The 18,301-nt window shown below is 58.0% G+C and carries 24 protein-coding genes; 19 read left to right on the forward strand and 5 right to left on the reverse strand.

From position 1 onward, the window contains the following. Nucleotides 1–195: 195 nt before the first annotated feature. Entirely contained in the window at nt 196–501 is a 306-nt protein-coding gene (locus tag SBC1_RS04265; RefSeq protein ID WP_165087594.1) for a YXWGXW repeat-containing protein, read from the forward strand. 232 nt (nt 502–733) lie between these two features. On the opposite strand, the gene SBC1_RS04270 is transcribed toward SBC1_RS04265, so the two are convergent. After that, the gene (locus SBC1_RS04270) at nt 734–2,104 is read right to left on the reverse strand and encodes a chloride channel protein (protein WP_165987407.1); all 1,371 of its coding nucleotides are present in this window, start codon (nt 2,102–2,104) and stop codon (nt 734–736) included. A 305-nt stretch (nt 2,105–2,409) separates the two neighbouring features. After that, on the reverse strand, nt 2,410–2,589 hold the full coding sequence (locus SBC1_RS04275; RefSeq protein ID WP_062080859.1) for a hypothetical protein: 180 nt from the start codon (nt 2,587–2,589) through the stop codon (nt 2,410–2,412). 196 nt (nt 2,590–2,785) lie between these two features. Here SBC1_RS04275 and SBC1_RS04280 point away from each other — a divergent pair, with 196 nt between their 5' ends. Beyond that, a complete protein-coding gene (locus tag SBC1_RS04280; protein ID WP_165987409.1) occupies nt 2,786–3,919 on the forward strand; it encodes an OpgC domain-containing protein in 1,134 nt (377 codons plus the stop codon). A 55-nt stretch (nt 3,920–3,974) separates the two neighbouring features. Here the strand turns inward: SBC1_RS04280 and SBC1_RS04285 are convergent, their stop codons facing one another. Further along, nucleotides 3,975–5,291, reverse strand: a complete 1,317-nt coding sequence (locus SBC1_RS04285) for an MFS transporter (RefSeq protein ID WP_165087606.1) — start codon at nt 5,289–5,291, stop codon at nt 3,975–3,977. Here SBC1_RS04285 and SBC1_RS04290 point away from each other — a divergent pair. After that, nucleotides 5,227–5,544 carry a hypothetical protein gene (locus SBC1_RS04290; protein WP_165085157.1) on the forward strand — a complete coding sequence of 106 codons (318 nt, stop codon included), beginning with the start codon at nt 5,227–5,229 and terminating at the stop codon, nt 5,542–5,544. The genes SBC1_RS04285 and SBC1_RS04290 overlap by 65 nt on opposite strands. A gap of 68 nt (nt 5,545–5,612) precedes the next feature. On the opposite strand, the gene SBC1_RS04295 is transcribed toward SBC1_RS04290, so the two are convergent. Next, nucleotides 5,613–6,092 carry an energy transducer TonB gene (locus SBC1_RS04295; protein WP_165987410.1) on the reverse strand — a complete coding sequence of 160 codons (480 nt, stop codon included), beginning with the start codon at nt 6,090–6,092 and terminating at the stop codon, nt 5,613–5,615. A 123-nt stretch (nt 6,093–6,215) separates the two neighbouring features. On the opposite strand from SBC1_RS04295, the gene SBC1_RS04300 reads away from it, so the two are divergent. The 13 genes from SBC1_RS04300 to SBC1_RS04360 all read left to right on the forward strand — a co-directional run bounded on the left by SBC1_RS04300 (nt 6,216) and on the right by SBC1_RS04360 (nt 14,367). Then, on the forward strand, nt 6,216–6,374 hold the full coding sequence (locus SBC1_RS04300) for a hypothetical protein (RefSeq protein WP_165085161.1): 159 nt from the start codon (nt 6,216–6,218) through the stop codon (nt 6,372–6,374). 358 nt (nt 6,375–6,732) lie between these two features. Further along, the gene (locus tag SBC1_RS04305; protein ID WP_165987411.1) at nt 6,733–7,965 is read left to right on the forward strand and encodes a site-specific integrase; all 1,233 of its coding nucleotides are present in this window, start codon (nt 6,733–6,735) and stop codon (nt 7,963–7,965) included. Next, nucleotides 7,962–8,564 carry a hypothetical protein gene (locus SBC1_RS04310; RefSeq protein WP_165987413.1) on the forward strand — a complete coding sequence of 201 codons (603 nt, stop codon included), beginning with the start codon at nt 7,962–7,964 and terminating at the stop codon, nt 8,562–8,564. Before SBC1_RS04305 ends, SBC1_RS04310 begins: the two co-directional genes overlap by 4 nt. 84 nt (nt 8,565–8,648) lie before the next feature. Beyond that, entirely contained in the window at nt 8,649–8,852 is a 204-nt protein-coding gene (locus tag SBC1_RS04315; RefSeq protein WP_165987415.1) for an AlpA family transcriptional regulator, read from the forward strand. Nucleotides 8,853–8,864: 12 nt separating this feature from the next. After that, on the forward strand, nt 8,865–9,221 hold the full coding sequence (locus tag SBC1_RS04320) for a helix-turn-helix domain-containing protein (RefSeq protein ID WP_165987416.1): 357 nt from the start codon (nt 8,865–8,867) through the stop codon (nt 9,219–9,221). 3 nt (nt 9,222–9,224) lie between these two features. Further along, nucleotides 9,225–9,689: a hypothetical protein gene (locus SBC1_RS04325; protein WP_165987418.1), complete on the forward strand. Its 465-nt coding sequence runs from the start codon at nt 9,225–9,227 to the stop codon at nt 9,687–9,689. Between the two features lie 232 nt (nt 9,690–9,921). Continuing rightward, nucleotides 9,922–10,299, forward strand: a complete 378-nt coding sequence (locus SBC1_RS04330; RefSeq protein WP_165987420.1) for a hypothetical protein — start codon at nt 9,922–9,924, stop codon at nt 10,297–10,299. Next, the gene (locus SBC1_RS04335) at nt 10,296–10,433 is read left to right on the forward strand and encodes a hypothetical protein (protein ID WP_165987422.1); all 138 of its coding nucleotides are present in this window, start codon (nt 10,296–10,298) and stop codon (nt 10,431–10,433) included. Before SBC1_RS04330 ends, SBC1_RS04335 begins: the two co-directional genes overlap by 4 nt. A 2-nt stretch (nt 10,434–10,435) precedes the next feature. Further along, nucleotides 10,436–11,263: a hypothetical protein gene (locus SBC1_RS04340; RefSeq protein WP_165987424.1), complete on the forward strand. Its 828-nt coding sequence runs from the start codon at nt 10,436–10,438 to the stop codon at nt 11,261–11,263. Beyond that, nucleotides 11,260–11,442 carry a hypothetical protein gene (locus SBC1_RS04345; RefSeq protein WP_165987426.1) on the forward strand — a complete coding sequence of 61 codons (183 nt, stop codon included), beginning with the start codon at nt 11,260–11,262 and terminating at the stop codon, nt 11,440–11,442. The genes SBC1_RS04340 and SBC1_RS04345 overlap by 4 nt, the downstream gene beginning before the upstream one ends. Before the next feature lie 295 nt (nt 11,443–11,737). Next, a complete protein-coding gene (locus SBC1_RS04350; protein WP_207958425.1) occupies nt 11,738–12,760 on the forward strand; it encodes a hypothetical protein in 1,023 nt (340 codons plus the stop codon). A 115-nt stretch (nt 12,761–12,875) separates the two neighbouring features. After that, nucleotides 12,876–13,535, forward strand: a complete 660-nt coding sequence (locus tag SBC1_RS04355) for a hypothetical protein (RefSeq protein WP_165987428.1) — start codon at nt 12,876–12,878, stop codon at nt 13,533–13,535. Between the two features lie 388 nt (nt 13,536–13,923). Then, nucleotides 13,924–14,367 carry a hypothetical protein gene (locus SBC1_RS04360; protein ID WP_165987430.1) on the forward strand — a complete coding sequence of 148 codons (444 nt, stop codon included), beginning with the start codon at nt 13,924–13,926 and terminating at the stop codon, nt 14,365–14,367. A gap of 16 nt (nt 14,368–14,383) precedes the next feature. Here the strand turns inward: SBC1_RS04360 and SBC1_RS04365 are convergent, their stop codons facing one another. Continuing rightward, nucleotides 14,384–14,722 carry a hypothetical protein gene (locus SBC1_RS04365; RefSeq protein ID WP_165987431.1) on the reverse strand — a complete coding sequence of 113 codons (339 nt, stop codon included), beginning with the start codon at nt 14,720–14,722 and terminating at the stop codon, nt 14,384–14,386. A 521-nt stretch (nt 14,723–15,243) separates the two neighbouring features. Here SBC1_RS04365 and SBC1_RS04370 point away from each other — a divergent pair. From SBC1_RS04370 to SBC1_RS04380, 3 genes are all read left to right on the forward strand, one after another. Continuing rightward, nucleotides 15,244–15,483, forward strand: a complete 240-nt coding sequence (locus tag SBC1_RS04370) for an AlpA family transcriptional regulator (protein ID WP_165987433.1) — start codon at nt 15,244–15,246, stop codon at nt 15,481–15,483. 203 nt (nt 15,484–15,686) lie between these two features. Next, nucleotides 15,687–17,606 carry a glycosyl hydrolase family 28-related protein gene (locus SBC1_RS04375; protein ID WP_165987435.1) on the forward strand — a complete coding sequence of 640 codons (1,920 nt, stop codon included), beginning with the start codon at nt 15,687–15,689 and terminating at the stop codon, nt 17,604–17,606. Nucleotides 17,607–17,617: 11 nt separating this feature from the next. Beyond that, entirely contained in the window at nt 17,618–18,295 is a 678-nt protein-coding gene (locus SBC1_RS04380) for a hypothetical protein (protein ID WP_165987437.1), read from the forward strand. The last annotated feature ends 6 nt before the right edge of the window (nt 18,296–18,301 follow it).

The following is an 18,301-nucleotide window of genomic DNA, read 5'->3' on the forward strand; positions in this document are numbered from 1 at the left end:
CATCCAGAGGCCGGAATCGCTTGATTCCGGCCTTTTCACATAGTGCGCCTGCACCTTTAAGTCGCATAAGCGACTTACATCAATATTCCGTTGCAGTTTAGCCATTGCCGTTACACGGTCGCTGTCGGCCAAACCGTGTCCTCGCGCATTGAGTGTGTATCGCCGATACAAGGCGACCAACTCAAGAGGCCGATCATGAAAATACGTTTGTTCATTGCCCAGGCGGCGATTGTTGTGGCCGGCGTCGCGGCTGTCGCAGGAAGTGCGTCGGCTGAAGTCATTATCGTGGCGCCGAATGCGCCGCCGCCCGTGCGCGTGGAATCCGTTCCGCCGGCTCGGGTAGGTTATGTGTGGGATAACGGCCACTGGCGCTGGGAACACGGTCGGTACGTGTGGAATCCGGGGCATTGGCAAGTCGAGCGCGTGGGGTATCACTGGGTGCCGGGGCACTGGGTCGCACGCGGCGGTGCATGGCGCTGGATGCCTGGACACTGGGCCTGAAACTCATCAAGGCCCGGCAGCTTAAGCGCTGCGACACCCCGTTAGCTTCACGGGCGGCTGCTTTAAGCGCCGCCCCATCCGCTGAACCCGTTTCCGGAGTTCCACATGAAAACCAAACTGTTGATTATCGGCTTGCTCGCAACCTTGCTGGGTGGCTGTATTGTCGTGCCGGCGCATCCATATGCTTATCATCCGGTGCCGCGCGTGTACGTTTATTAAGCTAGCGTGAGCCTTATTTGGTGACTGGCTCTTCGTCCTCGACGGGAGTTTCAGGCACTTCGGGCGATGCCCGGGGCACGGGCAAGGGCAGTGGGGTCATGTAGCGCTCGGCCAACGCTTCGTAAAGCGGCGGCGAGAAGAGGCGCGACACCCGGCTCGCAATCAGCGCTGTTGCCATGAGCGAGATCACCAGCGCATGACCGTTGATCATTTCCACCACGATCACGAACGACATGATCGGCGACTGCGTGACGGCCGCCAGATAACCCACCATGCCGAGCGCAATCAGCATCGACAACTGCATGTGGCTGAAGACCATATGGAGCACGTTGCCGAAGCCGGCGCCAATCGATAACGACGGCGCGAAGATGCCGCCCGGAATGCCGGGCAGATACGAGCCAATCATCGAGACCATCTTGAGCAGCGGATACAGCGGCGAGAGCTGCTCGTGGCCTTCCAGCAGGCCGCGCGCCTCGGCATAACCGCTGCCGAAGGTAGTACCGCCCGACACAACCCCGACCACGGCGATGATCAAACCGCAGAGCGTGGCGAACACAACCGGACGTGTCGCGTGCATCTCGCGCAGACGTGCCGGAATCCATTTGGACGTATTGAGCAGCAACCAGCAAAACACGCCGCCCGCGATGCCCGTCACGATGGCCGTGATCAGCACCGCGACCGCCAGCAAGCTGGGGAAATGCGCGCTGACCTCGATGGTGCCGAAATACGTGTAGTTACCGTTCAAGCCCAGCGCCACGATACCCGCGAGGATGATGCCCGTGATCAGCACGCCGCTCGTACGCGCTTCGAAGCTGCGCGTCAGTTCTTCGATTGCGAACACAATGCCGGCAAGCGGTGTGTTGAATGCGGCCGATAATCCTGCCGCCGCGCCGGCCAGCACGAGTTGCCGCTCGATGCGGGCGTTTGAGCGGGGAAACAGTCGTCGAAGGTTGTACATCAGCGCTGCGCCGACCTGGACGGTCGGGCCTTCGCGGCCAATGGTGAAACCACCGAGGATGGCGATAAACGAGATCCCCATCTTCGCGATCAGGATGGCTGGTGACAACAACCGGATCCCCAGTCCCGGCGGACTGTGCAACACGGCGATAACCTGTGGAATGCCGCTGCCTTCCGAGCCGCGAAAGAACTTTCGCGTGAGCCAGACGGATAACGCGGCCACCGCCGGCGTCAAGATCAGCGGCAACCAGACATGGTCGTGCTGAACGGCACGAAACGCGTTATAGCCCCAGTCGATGAGCTTCGCGTACAACACGGCGACCAGCCCCACCGCGATTGCGCCAACCCAAAAAATACCGTAGCGGTGCCAGAGGCTGCGCGCACGTCGAAGAGTAAATCGGGGGAGAGAACGTAACACGCGAATCATGTGCAGTGAGCCATGCGACCGGCTGTCGGCAAAGCGGTGATTATACCGATCTGTCTCAATAATCGAGCCGATTGGTGCCCGATCGCGCGTTTTGAAAGCGCTTTGAAAAAGAAACGGGGCGCAGCTATGAGCCGGCGCCCCAAAACACTCTCGTCGGGGTGGCGAGAGCGGAGAGAAGAACGTAATTAATAAGTAATGTCTTGTTCAGGTTTTTGAATGACACGCAAACGTTTCAACGATTGCCCAGGGAGATTGAAAGTTTTATCAATTACTGTATTAGGGCGACGTGAAGCGCTTACTGAAGATCAGGTTGTCATGACTTCGAAGGCGACTACGGCGGCAATGGCGCCGGCATTTGCAATCAACGCCTGCAGCACGATCCCGCGCCAGCTCGTGGTCCGGAAACGCACGGCCAGCATGAGTGCGGTGAATAGCGCGATGGCGATTATCGCAACAACATCAGCACTTTGAAGATGAATGCGCATGACGTAAGCCTCGCGAATGTTCAGTCTTTATTGAGTATAGGCAGCACGTCCCGGTACGCAAGTTGCACAAAAATACGCAAGAGCCCGGTCGGCGGATTTATCTAATGATCCGATGGGAATTTTCCGGGCGCAGTCCGTACTAACCCGGGTTGGTATTTTCCCGTGCAGGGCAAAGCTTATCCACGGAGTTGCATTTATGAATTCCCCGAATCGCCGTTCTCTCGAAGTGGATTTCTTCCGGGGAGTCGTGTTGCTGGTGATTGCAGTCGATCATATTTCGGGAAGCGTCTTATCCAGATTTACACTCCATAGTTACGCGTTCTGCGATTCCGCAGAAGTTTTCGTGTTCCTGGGTGGATATGCGTCGGCAGCCGCTTATACAACGCTGGCAGCGAACCGGAGCCACGGGGCCGCGCGTCTGCGCTTCCTGAAGCGTAGCTGGGAGATCTATCGGGCGTACCTCTTCACGGCCGTGATGATGCTGCTCGGCGGGGCACTGTTGATGTGGCTGCGCATTGACACCCCGATGATGCAGATCACTGAATGGCCGTCGTTCCTGGCCCGGCCGCTAGGGCTGACGTTTGATGTCGCGACCTTGCGGCATCAGCCGTATTTATCGGCGGTGTTGCCCATGTACGCCATCTTCGCGCTCGCCGTGCCGTTCGTGGTGCCGTTGGCCGGAAGTAAGCCGGTTGTCGTGTTGTTTGGCAGTCTCGGCGTATGGCTTTTTGCATCGTCGCTCGCGCAATGGCTGCCGTCGGCTTACGCGGAAGGGTGGTCCTTCAATCCGTTCGCGTGGCAACTGATGTTCGCGCTCGGCATCCTCGCGCGCATGCAGCCGATCCCTGCCGAATTCCACGATTCGAAAACCGCGCGCTGGATGACCCGCGCGGCAATTGTCGTGTTCCTGACGTTTGCGTTCGCGAAGCTGTTCCTGGAGACGCAGGCGCCCCCCGGATATATGAAGCAGAACCTGGCGAGTCTGCGCATTGTGAGTTTTGTGGTGATTGCGTGGCTGTTCGCGCAGGCAGTGCACGCCGGATGGATCAAGGCGCTAGCGAAGAGCTTGCCGAGCGTGGTTAACATCGGCAAGCAGGGGCTGGTGTGTTTTATTGCGGGCGCGTGCATGTCGCTGGTCATCGATACCGCCTTGCGGCTCGTATCTCTTGGCCAATACCAGTGGATGGCGGGGCTCGGCGGCGACGTCATCGCGATAGGCAGCCTGATCTGGCTCGCGGCGTTCTGGCGCGACCGTAAGGAGGCTCAGCGGGCACGGTTGCCGAAGCGCCCGACGGTTCCGGCGCATGCGACCAACCGGCGCGACAGATAGTTTGAACAACGCGTGCCGGTGAGCTTTACAACGCTTCACCGGCACGCAAAACGCGCTATGAAAGCTTGATGTCCCGCGTTTCCCGCATGCACAGCACGCCGAGCAGGCTGATCGCCGCCGCGACGGACACATACCCGCCGACCCACGCCAAACCGCCGCGATTCGCCAGCAATTGCGCAATATACGGCGCCACCGATGCACCCAGGATCCCGCCCACGTTATACGCGACGCCCGCGCCGGTATAACGCACGTTGGTCGGGAACAACTCGGGCAGCAGCGCGCCCATCGGCGCAAAAGTCACACCCATCAGGAACAGTTCGATGGTGAGAAACAGCGCGACCGCGTAGGTGTTGCCGCTGCCGAGCAGCGGGGCCATTGTGAAGCCGGACAGGATAGCCGCGATACAACCCACAATCAGCACCGGCCGACGACCGAATTTATCGCTGGCCAAGGCGGAAATCGGCGTAGCGATAGCCATGAAAATGACCGCGAAACAGAGCAGCCCGAGGAATTTCTCGCGCGTGAAATGCAGCGTCGAGACGCCGTATGAGAGCGAGAAAACCGTCGAGATATAGAAGAGCGTGTAGCAGACGATCATCGCGACCGCGCCGAGCAGCGTGGGTTTCAGGTATTGGCCGAACAGCGTCGCGATAGGCACACGCACGCGTTCCTTTTTCTCGATAGCTTCACGGAACGCCGGCGTTTCGGCAATTTTCAGGCGCACATAAAGCCCGAGCGCCACCAGCACGGCGCTCACGATGAACGGCACGCGCCAGCCCCAGCTACGGAATTGTTCGTCGGTGAGCGAGAGCGCCAGCCCGAAGAACAGTCCATTCGATGCCAGGAAACCCACCGACGGCCCGAGCTGCGGGAACATGCCGAACCAGCCGCGCTTGTTCTGCGGCGCATATTCGGTGGCGAGGAGCGCGGCACCGCCCCATTCGCCGCCGAGCCCGATGCCCTGGCCGAAGCGCAGGATGCACAGCAGCACCGGCGCGAGGCTGCCGATAGACGCGTAGCCCGGAACAAAGCCAATCAGCGTGGTTGACACGCCCATGACGAGCAGCGAGGCGACAAGCGTTGATTTTCGCCCGATGCGGTCACCGAAATGGCCGAAGATAAACGAGCCGATCGGCCGCGCGATAAACGCAATGCCAAACGTGACGAACGCCGACAACGCTTGCGCCGCGGGCGAGCTATGCGGGAAAAAGACCGGGCCGATAACCAGCGCAGCGGCGGTTGCGTAGACATAGAAATCGTAGAACTCGATCGCCGTACCGATAAAACTCGCGAAGATGACGCGGGAAGTGCTCATTTTCGCGTCGCTTGCGGGCGATGCGGGCAACGAGCCCGAGGGTGAGGCTGATGACATGGCGTCTCCGGTTCGCCCTTCGTGTCGCGCCCAGGAATGGGAACGTGCGTCGGGACACTTTGTATTGAATGCGCAGCGAGCAACAGGCCTCGGGCGTCAGGCGCTCGAGGCGGTGTACGGCGGTGACAACGAACCGCGTTCGACTGCGCGTGGTATGTCGCGGAGTCGAACGGTCAGGCGCCGGCTCAAGCGCTGGATGGGCGACGGCGACGGCTTTGCCGGCATGGCCGGCGTGGGGTATCGAAAATTATAACGATCGTGCGCGGCGGCCGGCAAGGAAACCGTATTGATGAATGCACCAATAGTTCCGCTTAGTTTCGCTCAATCGATGGTTGTCGCCTGCGGTGAATGGATGCTGCGCAGCTGGAACTGGCCGTTGTCGTTGAAGAGCCAGTCTTCGAACAAATCTAGCTGGCCGTTGCCGTCAAGCAGACGCGCAGGCGGCGTGGGCAATGGCGATGCGCGTCGTAGCGACGCGAGCGCGGTGGCTTCGGCTTCGTCGTCGCCATTGGTCCGGTAGACCGACGACCGGATCACGCGGCCGTTGCGGTCCACGGTGAACGCGACCACGACTAGCGAGCGCAGCATGGCTTGCGGCGTGCCTTTGAGTACCAGGGAAGGATTGCGCTCGAAGATGTGTTGCGCCACGCGCACCTTGTACTGATCGAGCGTCGCGCTGCTCACGGCGGCGGCTGGTTTGGATTCGAGCGCGCTGGGCGGCGGGGTGATTGTGCAGGCGGCGATGGTTGCCGCGATCGATAAGGTCAGCGCAATGCGCGCTGTTTTTAAGCTGGAGGTCATGATCGACGAAGCTCCTGCGAATTCTGTGCATTCGTTGCACCCATACTTAACAATACGCGGCGGGTCCGGGTCTTGCTGCCAATTTTGCATGTCCACTGCATTTTGATGCGCAAGGAGAAGACCATGAGCAACGATTCCACCGATGTGAAAAATCCGAAGCCCGCCGAGCATAGCGATAACGAGGCAAGCAAGTTGCCGGATCGCGCGGACGACGACCGTAAGCAGGCCCCAAGCGATAAGCCCGGAAAAAAGCCGGGGGAGGGTGAGCCGGAAGTGGGGTGAGGTTTGGCGGTGTGGTTGGTACGCTAACCCCGCATCGGCGACGATGCGGGGTTTTTTATCGTGGTGCGGCGCTCAAGACTCACTCGCCGGACGAATTGGCGGTGTGAAGCGCTTGGCTATCAAGGTGCGGAATTTGAGGCGAGGAGTTTGAAGCAGAGGTCTGCAGACAAGCCGGAATGCTGGTTTTTGGCGGAAGCGGTGTCCGCCATAACAGGAATTCATCGGAATATACCGGAATAACGTTAAGCCTTTTCCAATAAGGCTTTCGTAAATGCATTGTCCGCTGCGTACCGGGATGGTAGGATCAAATCCTGAAATGTATGGCGGGTACGATGATGGGTTTACGGGAGCAGTCGAAATGCCGAAGGTAGCTAAAGAGCTTGGGGCGCTGGCGGTGTCCCGACTTACTCAAGAAGGAATGCACCCTGTCGGCAAGGTGGCGGGGTTATACCTGCAGGTAACCGGTGCTAAATCGCGTTCGTGGATCTTGCGCGTTAAGGTGGGTGACCGCCGGCGCGAGATCGGGCTCGGCGCTTTTCCTGCAATCTCCCTCGCTGATGCGCGCTTAAAAGCTCAGTTCGAGCGCGACAAAATCAGAACTGGCGTCGACCCTATCCTTGAGCGTCGTGAAGCTGCGAGTCGCCTTAAAGCAAGCCAAGATCTGGAAATGACGTTCGAGGCTTCCGCCAAAAAGTTTATGGAAGCGAAGTCTTCCGAATGGAAAAATCCGAAACACGGCGATCAGTGGCGTAACACGCTGGAAACCTACGCTTATCCGTTCATCGGACGGCTCTTCGTTCGCCACATTGCCCGCGATCACGTGATGCAAGTTCTCGATCCGATCTGGCTAACTAAAAATGAAACCGCATCGCGCCTTCGCGGCCGCGTCGAGGCAATTCTTAATTGGTGCAAGGTGAAGGGTTATCGTTCGGGCGAGAATCCGGCAACCTGGCGTGGCAACTTGGAAACCCTGCTGTCGAAACCGTCAAAGGTTCAGAAGGTCCGTAACCATCCGGCGCTTCCGTTCTCGGAAATGGGCACGTTCATGCAAAACCTCCGAAAGATCGATGCCGTCGGCGCTCGATGCTTGGAGTTTGCGATCCTGACGGCTGCTCGCTCCGGAGAAGTTCGCGGCGCCCGCTTCAGTGAAATCGATCGAGAGACAAAGGTTTGGCGCGTGCCGGGCGAGCGCATGAAGGCTAAGAAAGAACACCGCGTGCCGCTTTCAGAAGCTGCATTTGCCTTGATCGAAAAGATGCCTCAATCCGAAGATGACGGACTGATATTTCCGAGCCCACGTGGCAAGGTGCTGTCTGACATGACGTTGCTCATGATCGTTCGGCGTATGGGCGCTGATGCCGTGCCTCATGGCTTCCGGAGCACTTTCCGCGACTGGGCCGGAGAGATTACGAACTATCCTCGCGAGCTGGCCGAGGTCGCGCTTGCACACGTGAAGGGCGACGCCACAGAGGCAGCTTACTGGCGCAGCGACATCCTGGAAAAGCGCCGGCGCATGATGGATGATTGGGCGCGTTTCATTGCGGTACCGATGCCGAAGGGGTCCGTAATCCCACTTCACAAACAAGCATGACCGACACAACTCGCACCGCGATCGAGGCGGCCTTTCGGAAACTTGAGTTGCTTCCGGGCGTCGAATCTCAGATTTCTACAATGACGGACATGCTTGTGCCGCTATACGGCGGCGATAGGCATCCGTTTCCTGCTCACCTACGCGTTAAAGATCGCAAAACAGCTAACCTGGAAATCGACAAGATATCTAGCGTTGCTAATAAGCTAGCGCTTCTCTTGGACGACCTTTCAGAGCCATCGATAGATGCCTTAGCTGACAGTGGGCTCCTTCAAATCATCCACCACGATCAACTTTCTGCAATCCTAAAACAAGTTGCCACAATCGCAAGGAAAGCTGATTTATCAAAGGCTGCGAAAACGGGAGATCGAGGGCCTGCGAATCATCTCGCAAAAGGAATTGCATCGATTCTTGCGCACGGCTTCGAGACATTGACTGGCAACGTACCGACCCTCGTTACACCCGCTGATACAAGACAAAAGAAGTACAGTCCTTTCATTACCTTGGTCGGCGACGTGTTCTCCGCTCTTAATATCGATGCTAAGCCTGAGGGATATGCAAAAGCTGCGAAGGAAAGTTATCGGCCAAAAGCCGAGAAATAACCTCCTTTCGATTTAACGACTCCAAGTCTCTAAATTCGGTCATGTGCTCCGGGCAGTTCCGGAGCGGTTCACTTGAGGTGAAACATGACCGAGCAATACCGCACTTCTCTCGCAATTCTGCGACGCAAACAAGTCGAAAATGAAACCGGGCTTGCCCGTTCGACGATCTATGACCGCATGAAGGATGGCACTTTTCCGCCGGCGATCAAGATCGGCGTGAAGGCTGTTGGTTGGAGAGCCGGTGACATCGACAGATTCCTCGCGAACCCTGCTGGATTCAGGGCATAAGGGGAAGCGACGATGACCACCAGAAACAACAAGGGGCACGCTGGCAAGAGCGCACCCCCAAAAAAGACCACCGAGAACGATTCTAAGCAGAAGCCGGCTCGGTTGCAAGACATGAGCAGCGCCGCGCAGCGGAAACGCGTTCTCGAATACCTGCGTGCCTCGCCGCAGACCACATACAGCCTTCGCGCCCACGGCATCTCGCACCCTGCACAGCGGGTTCGTGAGCTGATCTGCATTGATGGCTACCTCATCAACAGCGACCCCGTAGTGGCGGTCGACAGCGACGGCTACAGGCATTCGCGCGTTGCTCTCTATTCGCTCGGTGGCGAGCCCGATACCCGTGACCTCTTTGATCTGGAGGTCGCGTGATGTATGGCCAAAGAAGACAAGAACTGGAGCGGCGTAGCACATGTGCGCATCCGGCTCGACATTCTGCACTCACCCGCGTGGCGCACGCTCAGCTTCACGGCGCGCGCGCTGTTCATGGACATGCGTGCCAGTCTGCGATCGACAAACAACGGCGACATCAACGCAGCGCTGGGAACGCTGTCTCACAAGGGCTGGACCTCACGCACGACGATCCTAAAGGCCGTCGCGGAGCTGACCGCATTGGGGTTCATCGCCAAGACCAGGCAGGGCGTGGGCGGCCCGACGACAGGCTCGTGCAGCCTTTTTCGCTTTACCGACGTGCCAACGTTCGAGCAACCGCGGTTAGGGGTGAGCGCTTGCAAGGCCACGTTCGAGTACTTGGTGTTCAAAACGCTCGACGAGGCGGAGCAAGCGCTGCGGGATCTGGCGGCAAGCGAGGCAAAAGCCAAGGCCTCGAAAACAAAATGACCCGCCAGATTCTGGACTCGACCTGTTCAGATTCTGGACTCGATCTATACAGATTCTGGACTCGATGCCATTTATCGCGTTCATTTTCTGGACTCGATAAAACGGCTCAAAGCCTTTCTGTTTATGGCTTGGACCCGGTTTCGGCCCATTTCTCCATCGAGTACAGATTCTGGACACCTTTACTACTACCAACAGAGAGTGCGATTCCTGTTGGCCGGGCGGAGGGGGCAGCATGAGCGAAGTCCAAACCAACTCCCAGATGTGGGCTGCGATCGATGGGACCCTGACCAACGACCCGCACAGACGCAGTCCGCTCCAGCGCACGCTACGGGCGAAGTTATCCGCAATTGATGCAAAGGGAAACGAGGTCAGCGTGCGGCTCATCACTCGGGCCACCAGTCCCTACTACTTGGACATGCTGGGATTCCGCAATGGCGATCGGGTCCGAGTCATTGGGATGATGGGTATCTCCGTGAATCCCGTTGCAGGTAATCCGCCGCATATTTCAATCGATGTAGATAGTGCCGTGCGGCTAGAAGGCGCTGAACGCACCAAGCACACACCTTTTGAGCGCCTCACAGAACGTTTTAAATTTTGGAGCACTAAATGAATCTTTGGCAAATCACAACCAACGGCACGGTAGTTGTTCAAAACGTTTCGCACGCGATCGCCTGGGACCTTGTCCAGCTGCTCGAAACGACATACAACCTGCCCAATTTGCAACTCTCCCTGATGGTGGCCTAACCATGCAAGAGCCAGCGGTTTTCAAAGTTGTTTCCGGCGACGGCGAGGTGCATGCCGAAAACCTGTCGTCGACGGCGGCCTTTCAAATGGCGTCGTTCTTGGTCACGAATCGCAATCTCCAGCACGTCCGCACCGAGCCGATGGCTACGCCCGTGAAACCAACGGGGCAGATCGTGGCGCCGCACATCGTGGCGACCGCTACGCCCCTGCCGCATATCGAGCCGGGTAAAGAGCGGGACGCGCTGCGTGAGGCCGTTGAGGCGCACCTGGACGCCTCGGCGCGACTCGATGACGCCAATCAGGCGGTGGACCGTGCACGGGCCTTTGTGGCTGCCCGTCAGGCCGAAGTCGATGCGCTGCAGGTCGAGCACGATCGCGAGGTGCAGGCATCCGGCGAAACGCTCGCTGCGATCCTGAAGGCCGGCGGCATCACGGCAAGCGCCGGTCATGCGGTTGACCGCAGCGCGCTGACTAACGCGGAGATCCGTCGCAATACCGCACGGGTGGCGCTGGAGCATCTGGCGGCAGAGCAAACGGCGGCCGGATCGGCTCACACGTCCGCAGAAAGCTTTGTCAGGCTCGCCGTGATGGCAGTCAAGCGAGCAAACGTCGCGGAAATGGTTAAGCGCCTAGACGAAGTCAAAGCCCAATTTACGGCTTTGGCGACAGCGATTGACGCCGCACGGTTTAGCGACGTGCCGGTGACGCCTGAAGCGGAGCTTGCGATGCGCATTGAGATTCCCGCGGTAGACGAGGCTGCCCGGGGATGGCATCGCTATAGCGCCGCCCTCCGTGACGACCCCGAAGCAGTGTGGGAGGACTTCGCATGAAAGCCCGAACCATGAAGCGATTCACGTGTGACGCCCTGATCCGGCTCGCGGTCCAAAAGCGAAAACAGGCCGATGTAAAGCCGGAAGCGCTCACTACTGATGCGGTACTCACCGAGGACCGCGTTGACCTGAACGAGATCCATCGCCGTTTCTGGGCAAAGCTGGCCGGCAAGGAATAAGCAGTGTCCAGGCGGATTAGTCGGCGAGTGCCGCCCTCCGCAAAACCCCGACAGCCGGCGGGCGAACCTCATGGCGCCGCGGCCGGCACCCTTATTTTGGAGAAGTTATGGACGAACGATTGTGGTGTGTGTGGGTGGACGGCGTAGTGCAGGGCATCTACCCGCGAGGGATGGCGTGGGACTTTGCAGAAAAGGCACGCCAGCAACAGCCTGAGTCGAGCGTCGCCATGGTTAGGTGCGATTCGACATTGCAGCCTGTCCCGGGCTGGATATTGAAGTCCGAGGGGGACTAACCGTGGCAAACCAATTCGGCCGCAAGGCTTCACTCATTGTCAGTTCCGGTACAACCGGACTCGAATTGTCGGAGTTACGCTTCGCCTTCAAAACGGAGAATTCAGAAGCGCAGACACCGAACATTATGCGTGCGCGCATTTACAACCTGAAGAAAGAAACCGCAGCGAAGATAGGCGGCGAGTTCAATATGATCACGCTTCAAGCGGGGTACGAAAACGGCAACTTCGGGATCATATTTCAAGGCACGATTAAACAGACTGCAACTGGCCGTGAGCGCAATGTCGATTCCTATGTTGACGTCTGGGCCGCTGACGGGGATGACTGGTACAACTTCGCGGTAATTAGCCTAGCACTGAAAGCCGGGCAGACGCCGGCGCAGATTATCACGGCGATCCAAAGCTCTCCGTCCGTCAACGGAGTTCCTGTCGTGAATTTCGCCGGCGATGCGACGGAACTCATCGCCGGGGCCGCTGCCGGGACGCAACAGGCGCTATCGCGTGGCAAAACGATGTTCGGAATGAGCCGCGAGTACGCCCGTGACTGGGCGAGCAAGTACGGCTATAGCTGGTCACTACAGAACGGTCAGTTTGTCGTAGTACCAATCACCGGATATCGGCCTGGTGAGGCCGTTGTGCTGTCGTCCACCACGGGGCTCATCGGAATCCCTGAGGCCACGGCTGATGGCGTCAAGGTTAGAGCGTTGCTTAACCCATTAATCCGCATTGGCTGCCTGGTGCAGATCGCTCAAGGCGATATCAATCACATCACAATGCAGCAGCAGGGCCTGAGCTATAACCCGTCGACGCCCGCCGTAGCTGGGTTGGCGACTGCGCAGGGTTTCTATCGGGTGATGACAGCAGAGTTCGAAGGCGATACACGGGGAAATGCCTGGTACGTCGATCTCATCTGCCTTGCCGTCGATATATCGGCGCCGGATCAGAACAACTCCGTATCGGCAACGGGCCTGACGCAGGGACCGGTAGAGCAGCGTCAGCCCGACGGAACTTGGAAGGCGGTCACTTGAGCGGAGCGTCTGTCCGCATCGAAGCGCGGCGGCGCTTGGCTTGCGCGCGGTCCTGAACAGGAACCCGCCATCCTTCCCACCATTGATAACCCTGTTATTTGCAGGAGAGAAACAGATGAGTAAAGAAAAGCATTCCACGCCGGTGACTTCCGACGCAAAGACGGAGTTGGACGCAGTTCCTAGCGCTAACCTTGCGCGTGCATCCGTTAGGCCGTCAGTTAATAGCGCGATCACGCGGACGCATTTTGTTCATGAATCACAGTCCAAGGTGAATTTTGGCGATCATCATGCAGAGGTTGCCAAGCAATGCGCAGACGTTGTAAATGGCGAGATGCGTCACGTTGAAGCCATGCTGATGGCGCAGGCGCTATCACTCGATGCAATTTTCAACGACTACGCGCAAAAGGCCACGACCAGATCGACCGTTCCCCATGTGGAGGCGTACATGCGGATGGCTATGAAGGCTCAGGCCCAATGCGCTATGAGTTTGCGGGTCCTGGGTGAGATCAAGTCTCCCAAACAGGTCGCGTTTGTGAAACAGCAAAATGTTGCGCATGGTCACCAGCAGGTAAATAACGGCATGCCTGGGCCATCGGCGCCGGCCGTTCACACGCAGGAGAATCCAGAAAATGCAGTTGTGACAAACGAACTATTAACCGACGACACAGAGGCGCAACATGCCGCGACGCTGGACACCGGAACAACGAGCAGCGCAAGCCGAGAAAATCAAGCATTGGAAACCGTGGGAGCGATCGACCGGCCCGAAGACGCCTGAAGGCAAAGCAGCTGCGGCTCAGAACGCGTTGGTGCACGGTCTCCGCGCTAAACCTTTCCTCGATCGTCGTAGGCGGTTCAATGACATGATCCGCGAGGTTCGCGCGCTGGTGAAGCGGCACCGAGGGATCTACTAGCTGCGCACTTACTGCCCACCAGTCGCGCTGGAATCGGATTCCACGCTATCTTATCCAAGCACTTGTTTCCGCAGCGACTGTTTCCACTGGTGTTTCCACAGTTTGAGGGGGTGCGGTTTGAAATCGCACCCTTGCTCTCAAATTTGAGCCAACGAAATCAACGACTTAGCAATGGTAGCTTTTCTCGCGCGACCCTTTTCAACTTAGGATTATGATGAGCGCTCCACAATAAACGAAAAGAGGGCCACTCACATGAATACTGAAGAGTTGAGAATTATGTTGGAGCGCGGTATTGCAATCGAGGCGGCCGTTGCTGCCATGTCGTCTTCGATTTGTGCACCTAATAAGTCGAACCCGTATGCTGCACCGGGGCTTGTTTATGAGCCGGTTGAAAATGGCATGGGGTTTAAGGTCCGCCTGCACGGATTGGCGATTGTGCCGAAATATGAGCAAGTGAAAGATGGCGAGGGTCAATTTCCCGCCCTCTTCGGGAGGATAACGCTTTGTTTTGCTGACGACGAAGGGTACCCCGGAAAGCCGTTACTCAAGATCCTGATCAATCCGCGAGGCCACTTTTCGCTTGATGGCACCAAAAACTTCGACTATGGAATAGGCGAGGATGTGCTTGACCATGCCCGGCTCCGGCTGTCTCTTACCATTGCCGAAGCCGTGCAAGCAGAGATACCGATCCTTTAACGAGGTAGATCAACTGCTAGCGATCCACCATGGCCGGCAAAGTGACGCCGCTGAACCGCCGGCCGTTCGGTAGCCTTCCAGATACCACTGAGACATAGTTGCCCGGTTCGAGAGCCATGGGTGTGCCCACGGGAACGAGCACGCATCCGTAGTCGGAAAGCCGCGGCTCTTTCGACTCGTCGTAACCTTTGATCAACGCGTCCTGCCTGCGAAGATCCGGCGGCAGATGCGCTTGCATGTGCCTCGCCACGTTAATGCGCCCGTAAATGTAATTGGTCAGATCGAGCGAGCTGCAGACGATGGCTCCATCGATCGAGCCGTCCATCAATTCCATTCCCTTCGCTGTCGGCTGCACTACTGGCGCTCTCTTTCGGAAGGTCACTTGGCCAGGCTGCGGAGCTGGCGTGATGGATATAGGCGCTACATCTGTTTGCGAAACTTTCGCGGGTACCGCTTCTATGTAGTTTCCGTCAGCAGCAATCGACTCGCGTGGCCAATGCAATTCGTTCGCGCATCCAGAAAGCAGAAGCGTCACGGCAAATATCAGTGTTTTCATTTTTGTTTTGGGTTTCACGAGCAATAGTGCAACGTTGCACTTTTGCTCAGCAGTCAGGCAAGAGATATTTTTATAGGCGGATCATCCTTCCGCCTCATCTCCAAGCCAGTAAACCGTCTCCGCAAAACATCCGAGACGCACCCGCCATACACCCCGCCAAACTAAGGATCTTATTCCGCTAGGAACGCAGCAATAAGCTCCTTTATCATTTATTAGGACAAGAAAACAAAATCGTATGCAGGCTGAGTCACACATCAACTTCGCAGCACGCAGCGCACAAGCATCGCTCAGCCCGCGCCCCGTTGCTGCTGAGACTGCATATGACAAGCGCACTTTCGAGCGCGGGCGTGGCGCCAGAGGTCGAACACTTTGACCGGCTGCCCGACGCGGCTCACGTAGACGTGGGAGTGGTAGCGGCCATCTACGGCATCTCCGTTGCCACTGTTAAACGCCGCGTCAAAGACGGCAAGCTACCGGCGCCGCACGAGATCTGCGGCATGAAACGCTTCAAGGTCGGTGACCTGCGCGCCCACGTCCAGGGGGATCGCGCATGCCCATAATCGGCGAACAGCTTAAGCAGTTCCCATCGGCCGCGCCGACGCAAGACGCGGATTTGCTTTACACCTCACAAAGTGGGTCGGAAGCCGCGACTCCCGCCTCGCAGCTTGCTGCCTATGTCAACGCGAAGGTCAATCCGGGCAATCTCCCATCCAGAAATACGCTTACCGGATCTGAAAAGCTGGCGATTCTGCAAGCTGGTGCGTTGGTCGAAGCGACGGTCAACGATCTGACCATCACTAACGCCACCCGCGAGACCTTTACGGTCGGATCTGGCTTCGCATCGGGCGCGTCATCAATCACGCTCGCGGGTACCTACGGGTCAGTCAACAATATCCTCGTGTTGTTCGACAACACGATCCAGACCGATTGTGCGCTCGTTGGCCAAGTTCTCTCTTTTAATCCCACGGTTCCTGCCGGTGTGCAGCAGATCGTCGTAATCGGTGGCCAGTCGCGCACGATTGGCGCGCCTAGCGCTGGAACAGTGACGGCGCCCACGATCGCGCCTGGAGCCGTTACCGCACCCGCCATCGGGCCGTCGGCAGTCACTGCTCCCGCGCTCGCGGCTTCCGCAGTAGTCGATGCGTCCGTTGCTGCCGGCACGAAGCTCTATAACCGCATCATCAACGAGATCAACGTCTGCGATCCGCCTTTTAATGCAGATCCCACGGGTGTTGCGGATTCATCGGCCGCCTTTCAAGCCGCGATTAATCTCATTGAGGCATCGGGCAAAGCGGGCGTGATTTACGTCCCGCGCGGGTACTACACCGTCTCCACTCAACTGGCGATGGATAGATCCACCATATCGACGAACGGCACCGTCAGCTTCCGCGGCGCTGGCTCCGATGCTACGCGCATCACCTATACCGGAACCGGCAACACAGCGCTCTTTTATGTCTCGGGCAACTCTGGCGCTGGCGGTCCGACCACGTACATGAAATTTTCCGGGATGACCCTTTTGGGGACCGGGCAAGTCGGTACGGCGCCGTTCCTGACGCTCTTGTGCTCGTTCTTCCACTATGAGGATCTGCACATCGAGGGTTTTGACTACTGCTTCTACGGGCAGGACATCGACCATACGCTGTTCCAGATGGTTACCTGGCGGTTCAACCTTCGCGGCTTCTTCGCGCAGCAGAACCCGACTCCGACCGCAAACAGCACGTGCCCGAACCAGTTGACCTTTGTTCAGTGTCAGTGGGGGGTGAACTCGGCCTATGCGGTTGACCTCGTCATGGGCGCCGGAAATGTCTTTATCGGATGCCAGTTCGAGGAAAACGGCGTGGCCGGGCCGGCCGGCTTCGGTGTGCAGCTAACTAACTCGTCGTATCAAGGTGGACCGGCCGCGGCCTTCTATGGCTGCTACTTCGAATCGACCAACGGCATCGCCGACGTTATCCTCGTCAATATCGCGACAAACCTCACCCCACCGATCACTGATGCGACGTATGTCTTTAGCGGCACGTCGTTCAATCGCGCCAACCCAGCCAGTTTTGCGACAAACAGCATACTCACCAACTTCGGCCCGCAGAGCGTCGTGGGTCAGCAGATACTCATTCTGACCGGCTGCACGTTCAAGGACTACAACGCCTACGTTCCGAGCGGCACGCGTCCGTACATCAACTTTAGCGGCACGCAGACACAGAATAAGAACAACTTCATATCGTCAGGGTGCGTCTACCAAAATGCGCTCGAAGCTCCGACGGCAGTTCAAAACTCGAACAAGTGCTACGTCGAGATCGGAAAGCTTGCGAATCAATCCATCCCGAACGCGACGCCAACGGCCTGGTTGATAGACACGATCGCAACCGGATTTTCTTGGGCGACGTCGATCTCCAGCAATGCGATCACCATCCCAGAGCCTGGCTGCTACAGCATCTCAACCAATCTGGTATTCACTGGCGCCGTGAGCGGGGTAAGCAGCCTTTCCATCCTCAAGAACGGCATTGCCATCGGTTACGGAGAAGCGACCGGCAGCGGAATCGTTGCAGCGCATTGCATGAAAACCATGTCGGCCGGCGACGTCATTACCGTCTCGGTCACTCAATCGTCGGGCTCGGCCGCAACGGTAGCGGGAAGCGCCAGCGCGAACTCTTACATCGTCCTCACCAAAATGATTGACGGCTAATGATGAAATCCATGAAAAAACTACTTCTCGTCTTGGCCGCGGCGCCCCTGTCGCTGTCGGCTTTTGCGACAACATACACTCCGCTTTCGGTGCTGAGTCCGTTCGGCTCTCTCGCGGGGCAAGTGATTGCATCCACGGGCCCAACCACCGCGCCAGCATGGACGACGGTTACGCTTTCCGGCCTGGGTGGTCTCGCAAAGGCGAACAACCTGTCAGACGTGACAAGCACCGCAACAGCGCTCTCCAATTTGGGCGGGCTGAGCACGACCACAGCTGCGTCCACCTATGCCACGATCACCAACCTGGCGCTGAAGGCTGCGCTCGCGGGAAGCACGTCTCAGGCTTTCAGTGTTGCGAACGCCACGGCGGGCACGCAGGCGGAGGCGCTCGGCCAGTCACTCACCAGCGGAACGGTTCAAACGGAGACGGGCAGCCGCGCGCTGTCAACGACCTACACGAACTCGACCGCGCACCCGATATTCGTCTATGCGACTGTTATTACGTCGTCCGCTGTCGCTACCACTCTGCAGGCGACCGTCTCTGGAATTGTGATCGGACTTTCGAACACGTCAGCGGCCCAGGCAAGTATCGCGGTGGCAATCGGCTTTATCGTGCCAGCGGGCGCCACTTATGGGGTGGCACTAAACGCCGGTGCGGCGACGTTGAATAACTGGTCCGAAGTGCGGTAACGCCTA

This window comes from Caballeronia sp. SBC1, from assembly GCF_011493005.1.
Taxonomy (GTDB): domain Bacteria; phylum Pseudomonadota; class Gammaproteobacteria; order Burkholderiales; family Burkholderiaceae; genus Caballeronia.